We start from the raw sequence: 21,796 nt of genomic DNA, 5'->3' as shown, positions 1-21,796 counted from the left end.
TTAGGAACAGTGGCCTTGCCGACGATGTTTTTTGTAATCGGGGTATTTATTCTGGCTACCAAGGCTTTACATGCGGCTTTTCCGGTTAAAGCAGAGGATGAGGAATAGCGGGTAAGACAAGCGTACGAACAGGAGACCGGCTGATGGAAAATTTAGTTGTGCAGTCAACTACCAGCAAAAAACATTTCAATATTTTAATGATTGCAGTCATTTGCTTGCTTATGCTATGGGGATTTTCATTCTATAAATATTTGATTCTGGGAATCTTTCAGCCACTGGAAATCATGACGGTAACGCTTATTTTATTCGTCCTTATTGAACGGATGGCCGCCCGGTATAGCTATGAAATGAATGACAAAGGGCTGAAATGCGTTAAGCGGGGCCTGTTGGGAACGGTAACCCATGAAATTCCCTATAAGGCGATTTTTAGCCTATCCAGTTATAAACCACAGTTGATCGGCTTGGTCAAATTCCGCCGTACATACCGCTTTCATTCGGCTCTTGACGGGCGTGAAGTCTGGACGGTAGCCTATACTGTGGCAAGAAGCGGAAAGAAGCTGGAAAACCGGCGTATTTACTTTAAACCCGGAGATCAGATGCTGGCGGCGCTGAAGGCGAAACTGCCGGATAAAGTAGTCGCGTTTTAAGCGACAGTAGCTGACAGTTTCACCCTCAGTTTTAGCCTGATTGACTTTTTAGGGGTTTACAAGGTTTAGTCCTTGTAAACCCCCTCTGTTTGCTTAAAAGTTCAGGCGGCCTTAAGCTTTAGGGAGCGCTCTTAATTTGAGGTTCAATAAAAAACAGGAGATTTGGGTAGAAATATACAATATGTATAACTGTAAGAAATTCAGTAACAATTGGAGTGTATTAGATTGGAAGACCGCGATTGGAAAATAATTAAGGTGTTAAGCGCAGAAAAGAATATTACCAAGGCTGCTCAGGTAATGTATATGTCACAGCCTGCCTTGACTGCACGGCTTCGCCAAATTGAGCAGGAATTTGGCGTGCAGATCGTCCATCGGAGTTCCAAGGGAATACAATTTACCCCTGCAGGTGAATTGCTGGTGGAAATGGCGGAAGAATTTATTGACCGCATGGAGCAGATAAAAGATAAAGTCCGGCACTTTTCAAATGAAAATGCCGGTACTTTGGTGATAGGCGCTTCAAATTATTTTACAATATACACGCTTCCCCAGCTATTACATTCGTTTAAGGATCAATATCCCAATACAGATTTTACGATTATAACGGACTGGTCAAGAAATATTTTTAATATCGTTTATGCGCAAAAAGCTCATGTAGGATTTGTCAGTGTTGATTACGGCGGAGTAAAGAACATCCACTGTCTTTTTGAGGAGCCTATTTGCGTTTCTTACTATAAGCCGTTTAGCCTGGCTGATTTGCCTAAACTTCCGCTCATTTTGTATCAAAGCGATTATATGATCCAGTCGCGTATTGATAAATGGTGGCGGCGGAATCTTTCCGTACCGCCGATTGTTGGCATGAGAGTGAATAACCTTGTTACCTGCAAGGAAATGGTGCAATATGGGCTTGGTTATGCGTTTTTGCCGCGGAGAATGACCCAGAATATAGAATCTATCTATACGATGGAAATTAGCGATGCCGACAATCAAAAGATTACCCGGAAAACCTGGCTGATTTATAATGAGCAGTCCATAAACCTGTCGATTGTGCAAACTTTTGTTGATTTTATTAAGAACACCAGGGTTTAAGCGTCCTGTCAGCCTGAGGCCGCGCCGCAACGGGGTGTCTTTACAGTCGCAAGCTGCTTTGCCAGTGCTTGTGATTCAATGACTGACGATAAATATAGTTCCGCCCCTGTTGTACTTGTCTTTATAGATTAGCTATGTTAGTATTAAACAATATTATAAGCTTCTCTCACTGAATTGCCTGCGGGAACAGGGGAAATCGGAAAAATTGCTTTGCTGCTGTTGTATGGTTCCTGGCCCGGATAAAAAATATAGCTTGCATAAACTTTAGGTTATGCAAGCTATATTTTGTCTTGTATGGCAATTGACTTTTTACAATTCTCAAAACTTCCCGGCATTTATAAAGAATTGCCGGTGAAACAAATTAGCAACCAAGCTGTTTTTTTGCTTATTAAAGTATAATTTCTTAACGATAAAAGAATAGAGTACTGGATTTTAAATGGGTTTTAGTGGCTTTCAGTCTCTGTGGTTAAACGTTAACTGGGCGCTGTGCAGGACGAGGTGCTTATAATATCTATAATCGAAATGCTAGTGGTTTGATTTAAGTCGAGGGAGGCTCCTGTAGTTCTTTTTAACAGCGGTTTCGCCGACATAAAGCAGGGAAAATACAGTACATCGGCCTGCGTGTTATCACTCAGCAGGACGGTAGCCCTGTTCAAAGAATGCAACGCATTACGAACAAAGATTTTACAATAGTCCGGGTCGAATTTAAGGAACATCTTATTGATGATTATTTCTAAGGCGGAAAACAGGTTGAGATTTTTTTTATCATTACTCATTGTCAGAGTGTCATAGACATCGGCAATTGCAATAATTTTAGCGAAAGGGTGGATTGCGGCCGATTTAATACCCTGTGGATAGCCGCTGCCATCTTCCCGCTCATGATGTTGCAGAATAGCGCATTCAATTCCGGGGAAAGCATCTGGAACGCTTTTGATTAAATAATAGCCGTAAAAAGGGTGAAGCTTGAGAATTTCTTTCTCTTCAAGAGTATGGACTGTCGATTTTTTTAAAATTGACGGAGGGATCTGCGTTTTACCAATATCGTGCATAACCCCGGACAAAATTAAAGATTGTACGACTGGTTCTTTAAAGCCGCACCAGCGCCCGATCAGACCGGCGATCAACCCTACGTTGACCGCGTGGCAATGAATATCATTCATGAATGGCTTCAGTTGATACAAGCGGGTTAATAGTTCAGGTTCATCCAGTAAATCATATAAGGCGGGATAAATTAACTGCCGGAACAAATCGTAGGGCAGGTACTCCATATTACGCATATGTTCAAAAATATTTCCTGAAATTTGGGCAACCTGATTGTATTTTTTTTGAAGGCTTGGGTATGTAAGGCGTAATTGATGCGATTTTACTGGCAGGGGCTTCTTTATGTGAGCCTGACTTACGGCTGCCTGCTGATATTTAACATAAATAGATTCAATTTTCCATTTTTTTAATAGATCAATCATGTTTGTTGTTAATTCTGTGTTCTTTTGTAAAATAATTTGTTTTTCGTTGGGCATGATAGATTCTGCAGTAATCATTCCAGGTATAACTTCATCAAGACTTACTGCCACTTTTTCCATGAAATCGCCACCTCACATACAGACAATTTTTTGTGGATGAATTGTTGTGCTAATCAAGCTTAAAGCATGCACCTGTTTATGGCCGGTAGTTAAGCATTCGTCTAGATAAATATTTAGAATTTGTTGCAGTACAGTTTACTATTACAGTTAATGTAGATAAATTGGCGAGCTGATCAGGCGGTATAAACTAAAATTATTCTACATACTAATTATAGATCTAATAGAATCTAAAATCAAGTCTTTTAAATTCTATTAGATCTACAGGGGGGGCAAATGATGAGTTCTGAGAATGATTTGGAAATTAATTATGTGGAGATTGGCAAACGGCTTAGAGAAGTGCGTGGAGCCAGATCTCAAACCGCTTTTGGGCAACCGCTGGGATACAAATACGGTTATGTAAAAGACTGTGAGCATGGTAAAAAACCCAGCCTGGAGTATTTGGTTAAAGTTTCTGCGTACTATAAGGTTTCACTGGATTGGCTGATAAGATCTATAGATCCTATAGGATCTATAGAGAGCGATTGCCGGATTACGGTTGAAACCGGTTCTGATCCTGATTTAAATAGAATGATCAGAGATTTAAAGATTTTAATGCAAAATGACGATCCTGATCTGCGGGGCTGGACGAAAATTCAGTTTAGGAGAACCTTCTCCAATTATTGTGAGATCACCAAAAAACAACAATAAATTCGGCTGGAAAAATGTTTTCTCAAACGGTCTATTGGCCATGATTCAAAGGCAAGGGCATGCGTACACCTGGGCGAGGGGCCGGTGCTGTTTGCAATTGAACGCTTCAAACTCCAAAGACGGTAACTCGGCAGCAGCTCAAAGCCGTATTCAAGCAGAGGAAGGGACAGGTCTCCACGTTTGCAAAAGCAAACAAGGGACCTGTCCCTTCCTCTGTTTTGTTAACCCATAAGCCGCCTGCTACTCCTCAATGGTATTGATCAAAACCCCCACTTTTTCAATCTCCAGACGCATTTCATCACCAGGCTGCAGGTATTTGGGCGGTTTCATTGCGCCGCCCACACCGGCGGGCGTTCCGGTGGCGATGATGTCGCCGGGTTCCAGTGTAATTACGGCTGATATTGCGGCAATCAGAGTTGGAATATCGAAAACCATATCGCCGGTATTGGCATTTTGCCGCAGTTCACCATTAATGCTGCATTGAATTGCTAAGTTGTGCGGATCGGGGACTGCATTTTTATGAACAATGTAGGGGCCAAGCGGAGCAAAGGTATCGGGGCCTTTGCCGAGCAGCCATTGCGCATGTGCTTTTTGCAGGTCGCGGGCGCTGACGTCATTCATAATGGTATAGCCAAATACATGGTCATAGGCGTCCGCTTTCGTTACCTGTGAGGCCTGTTTGCCGATAATTACGGCCAGCTCCACTTCATAATCCATTTGCAATGTAATATGCCGGTGATTTTTAACAATGGCGCCTGGACCAACAACGCAAGTGGGCGGTTTGGAAAAAATTACCGGCGTCTTGGGAACCGCCAAATTGACATCGCCGGTCTGTTCAAATTCCAGCGCGTGCTCCACATAGTTTTTTCCTACGCAAAAAATGTTTTTTTGCGGACGGGGTATCGGGGCAAGGAGGGCTGCCGAGGCCAGCGATACCATTGGGCAGCCGCCGTCAAGCCTGCTGAGTATTTTTTGGACGGTGTTCAGAGCGGCAGATCCATGCTGGATGAAGGCCAGCATGGTATCAGGCAAGGTTGCCGTTTTACAATAATATCTTTCAGCAGCCTGTAAGGGAATAATTTCCGTTTGATTTGTTGACAACAGTCCAAGCTCAGTTTTCTCTCCCGTTTGAAATGTGGCAAAATACATCTTGCATTTCTCCTTTAGCATTTAGGATCGGCCGATGATCACCGTACCGGAGGTGACGATCTGTATTATAACAAATTTCTGGCTTTGGAACGCTTTTCCTGCCCTGGTGAGTTCATTCTGGCAGGGGAATTTGATCGAGCATTCAGGCTGAATTTCCAATAATTACTTCCTGTCATTATGGCAAATTTCCTGAAAAGCTGCACAAACAGGACTAAAGTCTTAGTGCTTGTTTGGAGATTTGCAATATAATAGAGATAGCGACAGCTGAATTTTGTTCATCCATTGCTTTGCCTTGTCCGGCGGTGATGATGTTGAAAGCGGTAGAACTTTTTAGCTAAGGCGGTGATTGCGTGAATAAGGCGCCCCAGGATGGCCGATATCAACTAACCGCCAATGATGACGGCGTGTATCTTAGTGTGTGGCCGCCTGTCAATGGCGGGGAGCCGGTAAAAAGACCGGCGATTGTCCAGGAACTGACTGAGCGTGGTTATGGCGAATTTGACGGCCGGTTTATTTCCAGGATAATCAGGGATGCTTTAGGTACGGCGGTAAAAGTCATTCACTGGCGGCCCCGGTCGGACGGCAGATATCAAATAACGGCGAATGACCGGGGAATTTATCTGAGTGTATGGCCACCGGCCGGAGGCGGCGTTTCTGTGGCTAGGGCGGCAGTGATGAAGGAACTGACGGAGCGGAATTATAACGGTTTTAATGAGTGGTTTCTGGCCTTGATTATTAGAGAGGCGGCAGGCGTGCCTGTCCTGATTGTAAATTCTCAGCCTCTGGCGCCGGTAAGGCCCAGTATTCGGGTTAAGGTAAGACTTGACCGGATGGAAGCAAGGCTGAGTGTGAGCATTCCGGAAGGCTCGGCGCCAGTCACTATGCTGGAACTGCTCAATGCGCTCCAAGCCGCCGGCGTGGTTAGCGGTATTGATAGAAAAGCACTGGAAAAGCTCACGCATACCAAGCGGCTGGCCAGCAATATTGTCTGCGCCCGGGGCCAACAGCCGCGACATGGCCAGCCTGCTGTGCTCAGATATGCGATTGAGCCGGTAAAGAATACCGCAGCCGGGGGCGGGGACAAGCGTCCCCGGGTAGAGCCTGGTCAGCTCCTGGTGGAAAAAATACCCGCAACTCCGGGCGTACCGGGGCGGGATGTGTTTGGTTTTTCCCTGCCGGCGCAAGCGGGTAAAGATCTTCGTTTGCCTGCAGGCCGGTATGTAGTGAGCCTTGACAACCGGCTGTATGCCGTGATCGCTGGGGAGCTGGGCTATTGTTCCGATCAACGGGTTGATATCCTTCCAACGGCGAGTCAGGCGCGCGCAGTTTGCCGGAATGCAGTAACTCGCCTGAAGTAAGGGCGCTGTCAAAGGATATTGCGCCGCGTGAACCGGGAATAAAAAACCAGCCTGATCCCCAAGGGATTCAGGCTGGTTTGCTTTCGTATGGCATATGGCAGTCCGTATTCAGCTGATTGGGCGGATCAACCGTAACGGCGGGCTTTTTGGGGCTTTAGCTGTTTTTACGGACATCGATTACTTGCCCTCTTAGATCAGATAGTAAAGTCTGTAAAGAAACCTGTGCAACTCTGTCTGCATTTAACAGGCTATCCTCCGGCTCATGCCCAAAGTTTTCCCGGCGCATTGGCGTTGCCGTGCGTTCCGGATTAATGGCATTGATGCGTATGCCGTCAACGGTCAGCTCTTCCGCTGTAGCCTGAACCAGATTTACAATAGCGGCTTTCGTCGAGGAGTAAATAGAATATAAAGCCCGGCCACGGGTATAGGAACTGGAGGTAAACAGAGCGATACTTCCGTTGCTTTCTTTTAAATACTTAATGCCTGCTTTGATAGTATGAATTGAGCCAATATAATTTATCTGAATTTCATTCAGAATATCATCCAGCTGTCTGGCTTCAAGCTTCCCCATTTTTAAAACACCGGCAGTATTTACGATATAATCTATTCGGTTTTCTTTCTGGTAAACGGCCGCCAGTGCAGTTTCAACATTAGCCAATGAAGCAATGTTAACATCATTTGAACGCGAGAATCCATGGACGCGGGCGCCGTAGCTGCGGGCCAGATCAACAATGGATTTGCCTATTCCCCGGCTTGCGCCGAAAACTACCAGCACCTTGTTCTGCAGCATCGTTAAGGATATATCGTCAGACGGTTCGATGCTCTTTAATTGAAACAGTTTATCGGCCATAAAGATATCTTCAGGATAGGTTATTTTTAGATTGCGCTCTTCGCCTTGTACCACATAAACATCGGCCAGTTTATACTTTAAAACAAGACCGCAGTCATCGGTAAATTCCGTTTGGCGATCGTTTTCAGCCAGCAGATGCGCTTTTTTGATGACTGGCAGGTTAAATGCCTGCGGGGTTTGGCCGCGCATCATGTGCTTTCTTGCCGGTATCTTATCAATCAGTGCGTTGTCATTGATTTTTATAATGGTATCGGCGGACGGAATGGCAACATCGACCGCATCAAAGGTATCCAGGGCTTTTATACAGTCGTTGATGAGCTGTCTGGAAACAAAAGGTCTTACGGCGTCGTGGACGAGTACTTTGGCATTCGGCTCCTCAATGGCATTGACGCCGATTGAGGAACTTTCGCGTCTGCTGCTGCCGCCATTGAGTACCCGGCTTACTTTGCGGTAATTATTTTTTAATATAATTTCATCCATGAAATTTTTGTACAGGGAATTGACAACAAGGATGATTTCATCAATCCGTTCATTACGCTCGAAAACATCAATTGTATGTTCAACAATGGTTTTGCCGGCGACTTTAATGAACTGTTTGGGAATATGGTTACAAAAGCGCGCTCCTGCTCCTGAGGCTAAAATAACGGCATATGCTTTTCTCATTGCGCTTAACGCCCCTTTATGCTGAAATCGTTGTACTGGGCTCTGAGTTCCGGCAGTGAACTCTTTTCTGTCAATAAGTTCTTAATTGCGGACAAAACCCGCTCTGATGCGTTTCCATCCTGATAAGTGAAAGCCATAGTCAAAATTTCCCGGCGCTGCTGCTGATAACCGTCAGACCGTCTGATCAGCAGCCGGATCATTTGTTCTTCCAGTTCCTGCTGGGTGTAGCACTTCGGCCCCGGTGTAATCCAGTCATAACCGACTTCTATATCCCGGTCCCGGGAGCGATATTTTTCATAGTCATAAGGGAAGAATAAAACCGGCCGGTTCAGTAATAAAAAGTCAAGATAAATGGATGAATAATCGGTAATTAACAAGTCAAAGCAAGACATTACCGGATAGATATCGCGCCCTTTGTCGTATTCGATACAATTGGACAAGCTGTTGATCAGACCTTTGACCCGGGTGGTGGGATGAAATTTAAATACAAACAGCAGATGATGACTGCGGGCAAAATCATTCAGAGCCGGGAGTTCAATGGCCAGGTCGCTGACCGGATCGCCGCCGGTATCACGGAAAGTGGGTGCGTATAACACTGCCTGGTGGCCGCGCTGTTTAAAATCCCTGATGATTTTGTTCTTTTCGCTGTCAGTATCCAGCAGCTGTTCGTCGATGGTTGTTCCGGTAAAGAGCAAATCATTGCGGGGATAGCCAAAATCCCAGAATTGTCCGGCTTTTATTGCCGGAGAAAAAACTTCCCTGGTGTAAAAGTCCGATGTTGACAAAAAAACGTCATAGGTCGGGTTGAAAACAAGTTTTTTCGCCAGTTCTTTGCCCCGGCCTTCTTTCATGCTTTTTATTTCCCTAACTGAGGACGGACCAATTTGCTTTACGCCAATACCATGCCATAGCTGGATTTTTCGCGCCCGGTAAAAGATATAATAGTTCAACGGAGAGATATGATTGTCTATGATATACGCACTGGCCTGAAACATTTTGAATAGTGTGCGCCAGCTGGGGTAAGGAAGGACTGGCAAGTGGCGGGTCTTCAATTGCTGAATCAGTTTTTTATTCCGGGTCAGATAATAAAATTCTAATCCGGCTGGCTGGCGGCAGGCATAAAAATACAGGTATTTAACATTATTGCCGGAGGCTTTGAACAGCAGGAGATTTTTCTTTTTGGGGATGATGCAGGCTAAGGGAATAATCAGCCCCCAGCCCAAAATAAAGTAAAGCGTTTTTTCCAGTAATTTGGTGAGTAATATTTTATAGTTTTTGAGTGACATTCCGTTCCTCCTAAATGGTTGTAACAGGCGCAACAATCAAATTACAATATAACAATTGATACTGAAAAAAAACTGAAAAAGCCGGTCGGACTTTTGCAGTAATCATTGTGGTGGCAAATTATGTTTGACAGTTCGGGCAGGGATATGCTAAAATACCAGGAAAATTGATTGCTGGCAACTGTTCAAGGCAGTTGCCAGCCAGGCCGGAAGGGGCCGCCTGGAACGGTATAACCACTGGCAGTAAATGAATGCCCGGTGCCTGGAAAGGGGGATCGCCATGAAGGAGCAGTACCTGCGCGGGGCCAGGTTTCTGGCTGACAATATTGACTGTCCGGAACAGTATCCGTTTTCTCTGCCGGCATTCAGAGCGTTAAGCGCTTTGGATTTTCATCCCCATGTTACGTTTATTGTAGGTGAAAACGGAACAGGCAAATCCACCCTGCTGGAAGCAATCGCTATTGCCTGGGGCTTTAATCCGGAGGGCGGCACCCGTAATTTTCAATTTTCCACTTGTAATTCCCATTCAAATTTACACGAATATCTTCGCCTGATTCGCGGCGTCCGGAAGCCCAGCGACGGTTTCTTTCTGCGGGCTGAGACTTTCTATAATGTATCCACGCAAATTGATGATCTTGGGGTCGCCTGCTTTTACGGGGGCAAGTCATTGCATCAGCAATCCCATGGTGAAGCCTTTTTCGCAGCTTTTATGCATAAATTCAGGGGAAATGGCCTGTATATTCTGGATGAACCGGAAGCAGCTCTGTCACCAATGCGTCAAATGGCCATTCTGTCAAGAATCCATGATCTGGTGAGAGCCAAATCGCAATTTATCATTGCAACCCATTCGCCCATCATTATGAGTTACCCCAATGCCGCAATTCTGGAAATAACGGCGCAAGGCATTGCATTGACGGAATATGAAAAAACGGAACATTATATGATCATGAAGGAATTTATGAACAATTACCGGAAGATGTTAAGGATACTGGTTGAGTGACCTGTGTTTCCCGGCGCAATCAGTGTTTTAGGCCGAAAGGCAAGAGGGGCATGGCGGCTTGCGGCAACTTGTAGGCCGATGCAGCGGCAAGCTTGAAGCTTCAGTATAGGGAGTTTTCGTCGCGTCAGCATCGGTTTAGGGGCCGCAGGCTAAGCTGCCTGGCATCATTTTAGGCTGAGGGGCGGGAGTTTATGAGCGTTACTTATAAAAACATAGAATATCAGTGCTCGATGGAATTAACGCTGAATCTTATCGGCGGGAAATGGAAATCACTGATCTTATGGTATTTAGGTGAAAAAACAATGCGGTTTAGCGAGCTGCGGCGGGCATTGCCGCAAGTTACCCAGAAAATGCTGACACAGCAGCTGCGTGAGCTGGAGGACCATGGGCTGGTGAATCGCTTTGTCTATACGCAGATACCTCCCAAGGTAGAGTATTCATTAACAGAGGCCGGAAAGAGCCTGATGCCTATATTGGCAACCATGTGCGAATGGGGGCAGCATTTTGCCAGCCAGGCGGAGTCGAGCGACAAGAAACCTGTTTAAATTGCAGTCGTAGCAGCTCAAGCCGTCTTCGGCTGCAAAACGCGGGACAGGTCCCTGGGTTGCAACCCTGGGACCTGTCCCGCGTTTTTGCTTTTCTGACATTTTTTATAAAACTGTTTTCGGCGCGTGCTTGTCCTTATTCAAAAACTTCACGTAATTTTTTCAGTTCCTGACGGATGGCAATGGTTTGCGGACAATGGCTTTCGCATTTGCCGCATTCAACGCATTTTGAGGCGAGGGCATCAGCGCCAAGGCGGAAGTTATAGAGAAATTTATAGCGCTGCAGTCCTTCAGTCTCGCCGAACATAGAGTAATCATTATAGACGCTGAAGCAGCCAGGGATGTCGACCCCTTTGGGACAGGGCATACAATAGGCGCAGGACGTACAGCTGACCTTTGTTTTTTCTTTATAAATTTTTTTTACCTGGTCGATGATGCCCAGTTCCTGGGCTGTTAAAGAATGGGCTTTTGCCTGTCCGGCAATGTTGATATTTTCGATTACCTGCTCCATCGTGCTCATGCCGCTCAATACAACCGACACTTCGGGATGATTCCAGACCCAGCGCAAAGCCCATTCGGCCTGTGTCCGGCTAATGCCGGCCTTACCAAACAACCGGACGGCTTCAGGAGGCAGGTTCGCAGCCAATTTGCCGCCTCTCAGCGGCTCCATAATGGCAACGCCCAGACCTTTGTCTGCGGCATATAGCAGACCCTCTTTGCCGGCCTGGTATTCCTCGTCCAGGTAGTTGTACTGGATCTGGCAGAAGGACCAGTCATAGTAATCAACGATTTCTTTAAATAACCCAATGCGGTCATGGAAGGAAAAGCCGGCGTGTTTAATTCGGCCGTCTTTGATGGCCTGATCCAGAAAATCGCTAATACCGGCTTTGGTCAGAAGCGGCCAGGTATGTGAACTCAGTGTATGTACCAAATAGAAATCAATAGTGTCCGTCTCAAGCCGTTCCAGTTGCTTATTTAAATACATGTCCATATCGTCCCGGGTTTTAATCAGCCAGCTGGGCAGTTTAGTCGCCAGCTTAACGCGTTTGCGGTAGCCGTCCTGCAGCGCTTTGGCGACAAACGGTTCGCTGGCGCCGCCGTTGCCCATGCCTGTACCATGATAGGGGTAAGCCGTGTCAACGTAATTTACGCCATTGTCAATGGCATAACGAATCATGCTGATTGCTTTTTCCTCGTCAATTTGGCTGGGATCATCGCCGATAATAGGAAGGCGCATACAGCCGAAGCCCAAAACTGAAACCTGTTCATTCGTCTTGCCGTATTTCCGGTATAACAAATTCAACACTCCTTATAATAAAGTATATATTTAATCTACAACATAGAGTTTACTCTAAGTCAACCATTTATTTAGGAATTTTTTACAGGGTGGGCTTAATTTAGGACAAATGAAGGAATCTTTCACCATTGTGTTTAAACTAAGCAGGGAAGCATGATAAAAAATACAGGAGGTTAATCATGGATATTTTTGATTTCGCATTAAAAATGGAATTAGACGGTGAAAAATTTTATCGTGAACTGGCTGACAAAGTACAGTATGACGATTTAAAAGCTGCACTGATCGGGCTGGCCGAAGACGAGCAGCGCCATTACGACATTATTCTGGCTGCAAAAAATAAAACGCTGCACCATATCAATGCTGACCTTTCTTTAACTAAAATACAGAATGTGTTTAACGGCAATCCGGCGTTTTTGAAGGATGACGATATTGTCGCCAAACTGCGGCATGAGCAAATGGACGTCTACCGGGCGGCATTGGCCAAAGAACATGAAAGCGTTAAGCTTTACAGGGAGCTGCAGGAAAAGGCCGCGACTGCCGAGGGAAAAAGCATCTGCGGGAAGCTGGTGCAGGAAGAAGAAAAGCATGTGGAAGTGCTTGAGGATATCATTCAAATGTTGAATCATGTAAATGACTGGGTTGAGTCGGCTGAATTCAACCTGAAAGAAGAAAAATATTAAAATAAGAATGAAAGCTTAAAGAAGACGATCAGCCGCTGTTTGGCGCTGTTCGTCTTTCATTATATGACTGGCAGTTCTGCGCATATGATGCATTGAGAGGCAGCCTGTGCATTGGCGTCATATGGTATTAATCTGCTGCTCAAAGGCCGGCCGGCTGGCCGATGTGGTGAAAGAGGGAAAAGCATGACCTTGCAACAACTTAAATATGCAATAGAAATTGCCGCCTGCGGTTCTATGAACGAAGCTGCAAAGCGTCTGTTTATATCTCAGCCCAGTCTGTCCAATGCAATAAAAGAGCTTGAGAGTGAGTTGGGCATTGTTATTTTTGACAGAACAAACAGAGGCATCAGCGTGTCGCCGGAGGGCGCTGAATTTCTGGGCTATGCCCGGCAAATCATGGAACAAACGGAGCTGATTGAAAATCGTTATCACGGAGTGAAGTTAAAGCCGCTGCAATTTTCAATTTCAACGCAGCACTATGCTTTTGCTGTGGATGCTTTTGTTAAGCTGCTTAAGCAAAAGGATATTGCCGAATATCATTTCAGTCTGCGGGAGACCCGGACTTATGAGATTATTGAAGATGTAAAAACATTGCACAGTGATATCGGTATATTGTATATCAATGACCTTAACGCCAAGGTAATGAACAAAATTTTCAGCGAGAATAATCTTAAATTTACACCGCTGTTTAACAGTAATCCGCATGTTTTTATTGGCGGCAGCCATCCACTGTCCAATAAAAATATGGTCACAATTCAGGAGCTTGCTCCGTTCCCCTATATTACCTTTGCACAGGGGGACAATAACTCCCTGCATTTTGCGGAAGAAATGTTGAATGTTTCTGCAACCGTGAAGCGTATTCAGGTAAGTGACCGGGCAACCCTGGCGAACTTGTTGATCGGCGCCAATGGTTATACCATTGGGACCGGTATTGTGGTCAATGATTTGAATGGCGTACAGCTGAAAGCGATACCGGTGGAGTGCAGCCAGATCTTTACGGTTGGCTGGATTGCCAATAAAGATATTAAGTTAAGTAAAATCGCCCACCGTTATATTGATTTGTTAAATTATGTTGTTTCAGCAAATTATCTAGACTTGAATCACTGCTTGCTTTGAGCACAGGAGGAAATTATGCGTAATCAGCTTACCGGCGGCAAAAGATCAGCGCCGCCTTTCCGTTATGATATTGTGGGCAGTTTTCTCCGTACCGCTGAAATAAGAGCAGCCCGCCGCAACTTTGAAAATGGTCAGATTACGGCTGAGCAGCTTTGCCGAATTGAAGATGAGGAGATTGCAAAGCTTGTCGCCAAACAACAGGCGTTGGGCCTCAAGGCTGTTACTGACGGGGAATTTCGCCGTTCCTGGTGGCACCTCGATTTCTTTTTAGGCATTCAGGGTACCGAGAAAATCAGTCTAAATCAAGGTATGAATCTGCAAGGCGCCAGAACCAAGGCGGAAAGTTTCCGGGTTGTTGATCAGCTGGAATTTCAATGTCATCCGATGCTTGCGCATTTTCAATATTTGCGGACTCTGGCTGTTGGCGTTATCCCCAAATTGACCATTCCGTCGCCGGCCTTGTTTCATTTTGTGCAAGGTTATCATGAAAACACCGTATATAAGAGCAATGAACAATTGCTGCACGATATTGTCAAAGTTTATCAAGCCGCGATACAGGCATTCTATCATGCCGGCTGCCGGTATTTGCAATTGGATGATACTGCCTGGGGGGCTTTGTGCAGCCCCCGTCACCGCGCCCATTTAACAGAAAGGGGCATAGATCCTGATCAACTGGCCAGGGATTACGTCAGGCTGATCAACGCCAGCATTGCCGGGCGTCCTGCGGATATGGCGATAACGCTGCATATTTGTCGCGGCAATTTTCATTCAAGCTGGTTTGGCGCAGGCGGGTATGAGCCTATTGCCGGGGAGCTGTTTGGCAATGCCAATGTTGACGGTTTTTTCCTGGAATATGATAACGAACGTTCAGGAGATTTTAAGCCTTTACGTTTTATTAAAAAGCAGTTGGTGGTTTTGGGACTGGTAACAACCAAACATGGCGGTCTGGAGAGCAAGGAAATGCTGAAGGCGCGGTTGGCGGAGGCATCTCAATACCTGCACCTTGAACAGCTGTGTCTAAGTCCTCAGTGCGGCTTTGCTTCGACAGAGGAAGGCAATATACTAACCGAAGAGGAGCAATGGGATAAACTGCGTTTGGTCATTGAAACGGCCAATGAAATCTGGACGGACTAGTACCGGCTGGTACTGGTACCGTGCCTGATCATTGTCCGGTTATAGTCGCCAATTATAACCGGCAATAGTTTTTTGAAGTTACCGCTTGGCCCCGGCGAGATGATATAGTTGAACCACAGAAGGCCAAAGAGGAGGCGTCAGAGTTGGAAATAACATTTAAAAATGCAGGGCAAAGAAATACTGCTCCTTTCCGAGCAGATATGGTAGGCAGTTTTTTACGTCCCCGGGCGTTGAAGGAAGCCCGCCGTAAGTTTGAGCGCCGGGAAATTTCCGCTGGCGAGTTGCGCAAAGTTGAAGACGCCGAAATTGTCAAGCTGGTTGAAAAGCAGCAGGCAATAGGCCTGCAGGCGGTTACCGATGGGGAATTCAGGCGTTCCTGGTGGCATCTTGATTTTATGTGGGGGCTGGAAGGCGTAGAAAAACGCAGCATAGCAAAGGGCTATCAGTTTCAAGGGGAGGAAACCAGGGCTGAAACAGCCGGCCTTACCGGTAAGATCCGGTTTGGCGACCATTCAATGCTGAAAGATTATCAGTTTTTGCGAACAGCCGCCGGTGATGCTGTGATTGCACGACAGACCATTCCGGCTCCGGCCCAGTTTCTCGCTGAGCTTCAGCGGGGCGGGAACCAGGCAATTACCAGTGCCGTTTATGACAATGCAGAAGAGCTGATTGCCGACATTGCCGCCGCTTACCGGGACGCAATTCAGGCTTTTTATACCGCAGGCTGCCGTAATCTTCAACTGGACGATTGCACCTGGGGAATGTTATGCGATAAGGCCTATTGGGAGGAGCGGCAGCAGCAGGGCGTGGATGCCGCCGCAATTGCCAGGCTATATGCCAGGGTTAATCGTGAGGCAATTCAGGGGCGCCCGTCCGATATGGCCATTACCCTGCATGTCTGCCGCGGCAATTATCATTCAACCTGGGCTGCTTCCGGGGGCTATGAGCCGGTTGCTGAGGTGCTATTTGACATTGCCGGCGTTGACGGTTTTTATCTGGAGTTTGACACTGAACGGGCCGGGGATTTTGCGCCATTGCGTTTTATTAAAGATCAGCAGGTTGTGCTGGGACTGGTTAGTTCCAAGAACGGGGAACTTGAGCGTAAAGAAGACATCATTGCCCGGCTGGCCGAGGCAGCGGAATTTGTACCGATTGATCAGTTGTGCTTAAGCCCCCAGTGCGGTTTTGCTTCAACGGAAGAAGGCAATATTCTGACAGAGGAGCAGCAATGGGCCAAACTGCGCCTGATCAAAGAGGTTGCCGGCGAGGTCTGGCCGGCTAAGCCTGTTTGACAGAGAGAGCAAAAAGGGAGGCCACACGCTCCCGCTCCTCGGTGCTACTTAAGTCTTAACAACAACAGGGGGGACAGGTCCCTTGTTGTTGAATACGTCAGCTATTGTCGAGCTGCCGTCTTTGGATTGCCGGCAAACGTTCTACTGCGGCAGGCGGTTTTCGGCGTGAATGCGGCAGTCCTGCAGATTTTTCCTATCGGCCTTTGGGGTTAGCCGGAAACTTAATATAAAAGGTCGTTCCCGAGGGACCTGTAGTGATATCAATAAGAGCGTTATGACGTCTGGCGATATTATAACAGGTAGGCAGGCCCAGCCCTGTTCCGCCGGGCTTGGTACTGAGAAACGGCGTACCCAGGTTTTGCAGAATTTCGTCAGGGATACCGCAGCCATTATCCTCGACTGATAATATGACCCAGTGATCCTCAAGATAAGTTGATATCCGGACATTGCCGTTAGGCCCAGTAGCTTCAAGGCCATTGCGTACAAAATTTAAAATTAACTGCCTCATTTCATTGGTATTTACCAATATTTTAGGAATACTGGGCAGCAGGCTGGTTTGAAAGCCTTTGCTCTGGGAAGCGGCATCAGCCTCCAGCAGCGGCGTAAGGCTGAGAATAATGTCGTTAAGGCTGCCTTCCGTTAAAGCTGACGGTTTGTTTCTGGCTAGAGACAGGAATTCAGTAATAATTTGATTGGCGCGGTCAAGTTCTTCAATCATTAACTTAAAGACCGGATGCTCTTCAGTATACTGATTTTTCTTTGCCAGCAGTTGCAAATAACCGCGAACCGTCGTCATGGGGTTGCGGATTTCGTGAGAAATGCCGGCGGCGATCTGTGATACCAGTTTCATTGTTTCGAGCCGCCCCAGTTCCTCACGCATCTTTTTTTCTTCGGTAATATCTTTATCAATTTCAATGATTTCCTTGAGCCGGCCATGGCCCTGCTTGCGGAGGAGCCAGCAGCTCCTTACGGTTACCTGCTTATTGTCTTTGGTCGTATGAACGAGTTCGCCAACCCATTTTCCCTTGGCGATAACTTCGGCAGTGATTTCATTAAAGGGGAGCGGGAAGCGGGTTTTAAGCAGGTTTTTAAAATCTTTCTGAACAGCTTCCTGTTCCAACCAGCCATAGCCGCGCTGCGCTCCTTTGCCCCAGAATACGATTTTGCCGTCCTCGTCGTGGATAAAGGTGTAGTCGGGGTCAAGATTGAGGAGCTGAATCTGTTCTTCCAGCAAGGTGCGGTATTCCTGCTCTTGCTGTTTGATATTTTTTTGGTCGGTGATATCGCGGAAATAGATAGAAAGGCCATCAGGCGAGGGATAGGCATGTACTTCTAGCCACCGGTCGGAGCTGATGGCTTTGGCTTCAAAATGAACAGCAATGTTTTCCTGTTTGGCTTTAAGATATTGATGATAATAAGGCTGGGCGTCGGGGAATAAGTCCCAGATTTTTTGCCCGAGCATTTCAGCTGTCGTAAAAAAAGACCAGTACTTTTGCGCCACGGCATTAATATAAATGTATCGCCAGTCATTGTCCAGCGCAAAAAAACCGTCAGTAATACGTTCTAATATTTGGTTGATCTGCTGATAGGCCTGGGAAGCCTTTTGCTGGGCTTCGCGCCTGGCCAGATTTTCTTTGCGCAGCTCAGCGAGGCTGGTTTCAAGTTTTTTGCGAACCCACCATTGGGAGACTGCAGCGCCAATCCGTTCGCCGAGTATTTCCAGATAGCTGATCAGTTCTTTGCTGAATAAATTTTGGCGTTTATCGTTGAGTTGAATCAAGCCGATAATTGTTTCATTTAATTTAAGCGGTACAAGAGCCACCGACTCGAACTGCCGGCACCGGCCGCGTGTTTGACAGTGCCACTGTTTTGGACCGGCGGTTACAACAACCGCCGAAGTGCTGTTACACCAAAAGCTCCCGCCGGGTGAGAAATATGGCAGCTCAGGGTTGACCCGGCCCCGGATGACATTGCCGCACATGCATTCCAACAGGTACTGACCTGTTTCGTCCAACACGGCATTGCCGGTTTCGTCTTTGGTACACAGACTTTGTTCCTGGACAATAAATTCATCGGAAAATCCTTCCCACACGAAATAAGGATAGTCGCCCTGGTCTTCTAACCGCATGGCGATTGACTGACAGTTGGTTATATTACGAATTGATGTGATGGCGCCGGCCAGCGCTTGCTTTAGATCCTGAGGGCCGATCAGTTCAGACAGTAGTTTGCGTCCTTCAATTTCTTTCAGCAATTCACCTACAAGGGCGCGGGTCTGCTGCTGCTGCTGTTGAGCCGCCTCAGCAGTGTGCAGGTAATGAATAACCGCTACGGCGTAAGCGCTCAGTTGATTAAGTAACCTTACTGTCTGTCCGGAAGGGTGGTGCGGAGCGGAATAATAGGTTGACAGCATTCCCAGAAGTTTGCCATCACGGCTAAACAACGGTTTGCAGTACACCGCTCTGATGCCGGCTGACAACAGGACGGCTAATATCGGCGACTTTAGGAAAGCGGCGCTTTGTTCAACATTTTCAATGATCATATCTTCGCCGGGCCTTAGATAGAGGGTTGCCTGTTTCTCGTAAATGCTGTCCGATAAGCTGATAAATTCCGCCGTAAGATCTTTGTGGGCAACAATCCGCAAGCCGCTCTGGTCGTCAAACAACTGAAAGATGCCTTTAGCGGCTTCGGCGGTATCAATCGCTGTTGCCAAAAGTTCGTTAAATATATTTCCCGTTTCCTGCCCAATGACGCTTAAGCTAATTGTATGCAAGTTTCGCATAAAGTCTAACTCGTTGGAAATAAGTTCATTGTTTTCCAGGGTTGTTGCCTGTTGGTTTGCCATTCATTTGCCACGCTCCTTGACCGCTTACTGAAAAGTTAAGATAGTATAGTTGTGTGAATAAAATAGAGCCTATGTGATGAATTGTAAAAAAAGCGCATAATTTTTACTGTTCGTTTTAGCCTATTTAATATCCTTTGAATCATGGCGGCTTTTCTATTGTATTCAGGAAAATTTTAGTATTTTTGGCAGCGTGGATAAAAATATAGCGGCGCTGGTCTTAACGGAGGTATTTTGGTGCGTCTATGGCATTACAAGCTGATTCCTTATCTGCCCAGGCAGCAGCTTTTAGGGCAGCATCGGGAGTGCTGCGCCCTGCGCGGCAACGGCTGGGGCAGAAACCATGCAACAGTCAATTATGTATTCCGGTATAGTCCCTGCAGATTGTTTCAATATCATATGCTGGTGAGAAATGAAATGCTGGAGCGAGGCTACCATTTTGACCAAAGCTGGGCTGACTGCCAGTACCGGGGTAAACGGTGCCGTCCTTATACCCGCCGGCAATGTGAGCGGCAAGCCGCCGTCCAGGCAGGCGAAAAGGGAGAGCCAATATATCCTGAACATAATGAGCGGTATCTGGCGGAATGTATAACCAATTTACAGCGTAAGGGGATTATACTTGATCTGAGTTTAGACGACTGAGAATGAGAAGCGATTGGGCGAGTACTATGTATTTAATATAATTTTGGAAAAGTCGCTTCCTAAAATACATGACATCAAGTATAATGATAGAGTAATTTATATAGTGATGCATAGAGGAGCGGATAGGATGAAACTATGGCGTGCCGGCCGGCTTATGTCATAGCAGGAGGGCTATTCGCCGAAGCGGAATATTCTGGCCAGATATTTTGCTGGGGTTGTATTGAAGAAATACAACACTGTCATTCAAAAGACCCATGTTTGAATGAAGTGCTATCTCACGACGGGATCTTACTATTGCGATATAGCAGTATGGTTGTGAGATTTCTCACAGCTATTTTTTATGCGTTCGGATCGTAGCATTTGGTTGGTAAATGGGAGGAAAAATCGTGCGGCAGGTAAATGTGTTAAAAAATCTTTGTCCCGCTAAACCTGGATTGCGGCGGGAAATGAAGTCCAGGCATTTAATGATGATTTCTATCGGCGGAACAATTGGTACAGGTTTGTTTTTAGGCTCCGGTCAAACGTTGAATCAGGCCGGACCGGCCGGGGCGATTCTAGCCTATCTGGTTGGCGGGTTTATTATGTATATGGTCTTATTATGTTTGGCGGAGCTTGCGGTGGCAATGCCGGTTTCCGGTTCTTTTCAAAGCTATGCGTCTCAATTTATTTCACCAGGCGCGGGGTTTACCACCGGGTGGCTGTACTGGATCAATTGGGCCGTCTGTATTGCAGCTGATTTCACTGCGGCGGGAATTATTATGCATCATTGGTTTCCCCAGGTCGACACCTGGATATGGTGCGGCATTTTTGCGATTGCTCTGGCTTTGCTGAATATGATTTCAGTAAAAGCTTATGGCGAAACCGAGTTTTGGTTTGCCAGCATAAAGGTTGCGGCTATTGTCACCTTCATAATTGCCGGCGCCGGGCTGCTGTTTGGCTTTACCGGTCATGAGGGAGCCATCGGACTGAGCAATTTTGAAACCGGCAGTGGAATTTTCCCCAATGGCTTTTCAGCCGTATTTTTGACAATGATTGCTGTCGTCTATTCGTTTCAGGGAGCCGAACTCGTTGGTATCGCCGCCGGAGAATGTAAAGAGCCCGGCAAGAATGTGCCCCGTGTCATTCGTGGAATTACGCTGCGGATTGTCATATTCTATATTTTGGCGATGATGGTGCTGGCAGGCACCATTCCCTGGCGTGAGGCCGGGGTGCTGGAAAGTCCGTTTGCTCAGGTGTTCGGGCGGATCGGCATTCCTATTGCCCAGGAAATGATGAGCTTTGTCGTTTTAACTTCAGCGTTGTCTGCCGGCAACTCTGCTTTGTATGCCTGTTCCCGGTTGTTGTGGTCGATGTCCCAGGAAGGAATGGCGCCGCGCTTTTTTGGCAAGCTGAACGGCAATGGCGTTCCCTTTAATGGTGTGCTTGCCACGCTGGTTTTGGCCTGTTTATCCTTGCTGACCAGTGAATATGCTGCAGGTACTGTTTATTTATGGCTAATGTCCAGCACCGGCTTGACCGGATGCCTCATTTGGGTGATTATCGCCTGGTGCCAGATCAACTTCCGGCGAAAATTTCTTCAGACCGGCGGTTCTTTAAAACAACTGGCTTTCCGTACGCCGTTTTATCCTGCGGTGCCAATGCTGGCAATCGGTCTGAACCTTGTGGTTATCGTCAGTTTATATTTTGATGAATCGCAACGGATTGTACTTTATACCGGCATTCCGCTGCTGGCGGTGATTTATGCTTATTACGAGCTGTTTCTTAAGAACAAGGCGGTTAAGTCCCCGGCGGTTCCGGTTAAACAAGAGTATTGAGCCTGGCCGGTGTTTGGACGGGCATAACCTGCTAGTACTTTCTACAGGAATGTAGGATACAAAAAAGTGCCTGCTATACTTAAGGCAATATTTATATTATCATGTATACATGACGATTTCGAGTGATAGAATAT

Annotated in this window: 18 protein-coding genes and 1 riboswitch; of the genes, 12 read left to right on the top strand and 6 right to left on the bottom strand. The window is 46.6% G+C overall.

Annotated elements, in window-relative coordinates:
- The first annotated feature begins 143 nt into the window (after positions 1-143).
- Together BLR06_RS16510 and BLR06_RS16505 are read left to right on the top strand one after the other, a co-directional pair.
- Positions 144-647, top strand: a complete 504-nt coding sequence (locus tag BLR06_RS16510; RefSeq protein ID WP_092074688.1) for a hypothetical protein — start codon at positions 144-146, stop codon at positions 645-647.
- 225 nt (positions 648-872) lie between these two features.
- Entirely contained in the window at positions 873-1,733 is an 861-nt protein-coding gene (locus BLR06_RS16505) for a LysR family transcriptional regulator (protein WP_092074687.1), read from the top strand.
- Positions 1,734-2,206: 473 nt separating this feature from the next.
- On the opposite strand, the gene BLR06_RS16500 is transcribed toward BLR06_RS16505, so the two are convergent.
- Positions 2,207-3,313 (bottom strand): HD-GYP domain-containing protein, encoded by a 1,107-nt coding sequence (locus BLR06_RS16500; RefSeq protein ID WP_092074686.1) that lies wholly within the window; start codon positions 3,311-3,313, stop codon positions 2,207-2,209.
- Positions 3,314-3,586: 273 nt separating this feature from the next.
- Between BLR06_RS16500 and BLR06_RS16495 the strand changes: the two genes are divergently transcribed.
- Positions 3,587-4,000, top strand: coding sequence for a helix-turn-helix domain-containing protein (locus BLR06_RS16495; RefSeq protein WP_139164523.1), 414 nt, complete (start codon positions 3,587-3,589; stop codon positions 3,998-4,000).
- 240 nt (positions 4,001-4,240) lie between these two features.
- On the opposite strand, the gene BLR06_RS16490 is transcribed toward BLR06_RS16495, so the two are convergent.
- Entirely contained in the window at positions 4,241-5,149 is a 909-nt protein-coding gene (locus tag BLR06_RS16490) for a fumarylacetoacetate hydrolase family protein (RefSeq protein ID WP_092074684.1), read from the bottom strand.
- 350 nt (positions 5,150-5,499) lie between these two features.
- On the opposite strand from BLR06_RS16490, the gene BLR06_RS16485 reads away from it, so the two are divergent.
- Positions 5,500-6,507, top strand: coding sequence for a flagellar assembly protein A (locus BLR06_RS16485; RefSeq protein WP_092074683.1), 1,008 nt, complete (start codon positions 5,500-5,502; stop codon positions 6,505-6,507).
- Positions 6,508-6,661: 154 nt separating this feature from the next.
- Here the strand turns inward: BLR06_RS16485 and ispD are convergent, their stop codons facing one another.
- Both ispD and BLR06_RS16475 read right to left on the bottom strand, forming a co-directional pair.
- Positions 6,662-8,020 carry a 2-C-methyl-D-erythritol 4-phosphate cytidylyltransferase gene (gene ispD, locus BLR06_RS16480; protein ID WP_092074682.1) on the bottom strand — a complete coding sequence of 453 codons (1,359 nt, stop codon included), beginning with the start codon at positions 8,018-8,020 and terminating at the stop codon, positions 6,662-6,664.
- Between the two features lie 5 nt (positions 8,021-8,025).
- Positions 8,026-9,306 (bottom strand): CDP-glycerol glycerophosphotransferase family protein, encoded by a 1,281-nt coding sequence (locus tag BLR06_RS16475; protein ID WP_092074681.1) that lies wholly within the window; start codon positions 9,304-9,306, stop codon positions 8,026-8,028.
- 277 nt (positions 9,307-9,583) lie between these two features.
- Between BLR06_RS16475 and BLR06_RS16470 the strand changes: the two genes are divergently transcribed.
- Both BLR06_RS16470 and BLR06_RS16465 read left to right on the top strand, forming a co-directional pair.
- Complete coding sequence (locus BLR06_RS16470; RefSeq protein WP_092074680.1) at positions 9,584-10,303, top strand: AAA family ATPase; 720 nt, start codon at positions 9,584-9,586, stop codon at positions 10,301-10,303.
- Between the two features lie 191 nt (positions 10,304-10,494).
- Positions 10,495-10,848 carry a winged helix-turn-helix transcriptional regulator gene (locus tag BLR06_RS16465; RefSeq protein ID WP_092074679.1) on the top strand — a complete coding sequence of 118 codons (354 nt, stop codon included), beginning with the start codon at positions 10,495-10,497 and terminating at the stop codon, positions 10,846-10,848.
- A 136-nt stretch (positions 10,849-10,984) separates the two neighbouring features.
- Here BLR06_RS16465 and BLR06_RS16460 read toward each other — a convergent pair whose 3' ends face one another.
- The gene (locus BLR06_RS16460; protein WP_173812761.1) at positions 10,985-12,085 is read right to left on the bottom strand and encodes an aldo/keto reductase; all 1,101 of its coding nucleotides are present in this window, start codon (positions 12,083-12,085) and stop codon (positions 10,985-10,987) included.
- Between the two features lie 239 nt (positions 12,086-12,324).
- On the opposite strand from BLR06_RS16460, the gene BLR06_RS16455 reads away from it, so the two are divergent.
- The 4 genes from BLR06_RS16455 (at position 12,325) to BLR06_RS16440 (ending at position 16,367) form a co-directional block, all read left to right on the top strand.
- Positions 12,325-12,825 carry a ferritin-like domain-containing protein gene (locus tag BLR06_RS16455; protein WP_092074677.1) on the top strand — a complete coding sequence of 167 codons (501 nt, stop codon included), beginning with the start codon at positions 12,325-12,327 and terminating at the stop codon, positions 12,823-12,825.
- A 183-nt stretch (positions 12,826-13,008) separates the two neighbouring features.
- Complete coding sequence (locus tag BLR06_RS16450) at positions 13,009-13,941, top strand: LysR family transcriptional regulator (RefSeq protein ID WP_092074676.1); 933 nt, start codon at positions 13,009-13,011, stop codon at positions 13,939-13,941.
- 15 nt (positions 13,942-13,956) lie between these two features.
- Positions 13,957-15,075 carry a 5-methyltetrahydropteroyltriglutamate--homocysteine S-methyltransferase gene (locus BLR06_RS16445; RefSeq protein ID WP_092074675.1) on the top strand — a complete coding sequence of 373 codons (1,119 nt, stop codon included), beginning with the start codon at positions 13,957-13,959 and terminating at the stop codon, positions 15,073-15,075.
- A gap of 143 nt (positions 15,076-15,218) precedes the next feature.
- Entirely contained in the window at positions 15,219-16,367 is a 1,149-nt protein-coding gene (locus BLR06_RS16440; RefSeq protein ID WP_092074674.1) for a 5-methyltetrahydropteroyltriglutamate--homocysteine S-methyltransferase, read from the top strand.
- 193 nt (positions 16,368-16,560) lie between these two features.
- Here BLR06_RS16440 and BLR06_RS19315 read toward each other — a convergent pair whose 3' ends face one another.
- A complete protein-coding gene (locus BLR06_RS19315) occupies positions 16,561-19,209 on the bottom strand; it encodes an ATP-binding protein (protein WP_139164522.1) in 2,649 nt (882 codons plus the stop codon).
- A 234-nt stretch (positions 19,210-19,443) separates the two neighbouring features.
- Here BLR06_RS19315 and BLR06_RS16430 point away from each other — a divergent pair, with 234 nt between their 5' ends.
- Together BLR06_RS16430 and BLR06_RS16425 are read left to right on the top strand one after the other, a co-directional pair.
- Positions 19,444-19,848 carry a TIGR02328 family protein gene (locus tag BLR06_RS16430; protein ID WP_092074673.1) on the top strand — a complete coding sequence of 135 codons (405 nt, stop codon included), beginning with the start codon at positions 19,444-19,446 and terminating at the stop codon, positions 19,846-19,848.
- A gap of 103 nt (positions 19,849-19,951) precedes the next feature.
- Positions 19,952-20,129: riboswitch (Lysine riboswitch) on the top strand.
- Between the two features lie 105 nt (positions 20,130-20,234).
- Positions 20,235-21,662, top strand: coding sequence for an amino acid permease (locus BLR06_RS16425; protein WP_245698198.1), 1,428 nt, complete (start codon positions 20,235-20,237; stop codon positions 21,660-21,662).
- Positions 21,663-21,796: the final 134 nt, after the last annotated feature.

The sequence above is a fragment of the Dendrosporobacter quercicolus genome (assembly GCF_900104455.1).
GTDB classification, from domain to species: domain Bacteria; phylum Bacillota; class Negativicutes; order DSM-1736; family Dendrosporobacteraceae; genus Dendrosporobacter; species Dendrosporobacter quercicolus.
The sequence above is the reverse complement of the archived record's forward strand: the minus strand, read 5'-3'. Positions and strand labels throughout refer to the sequence as shown.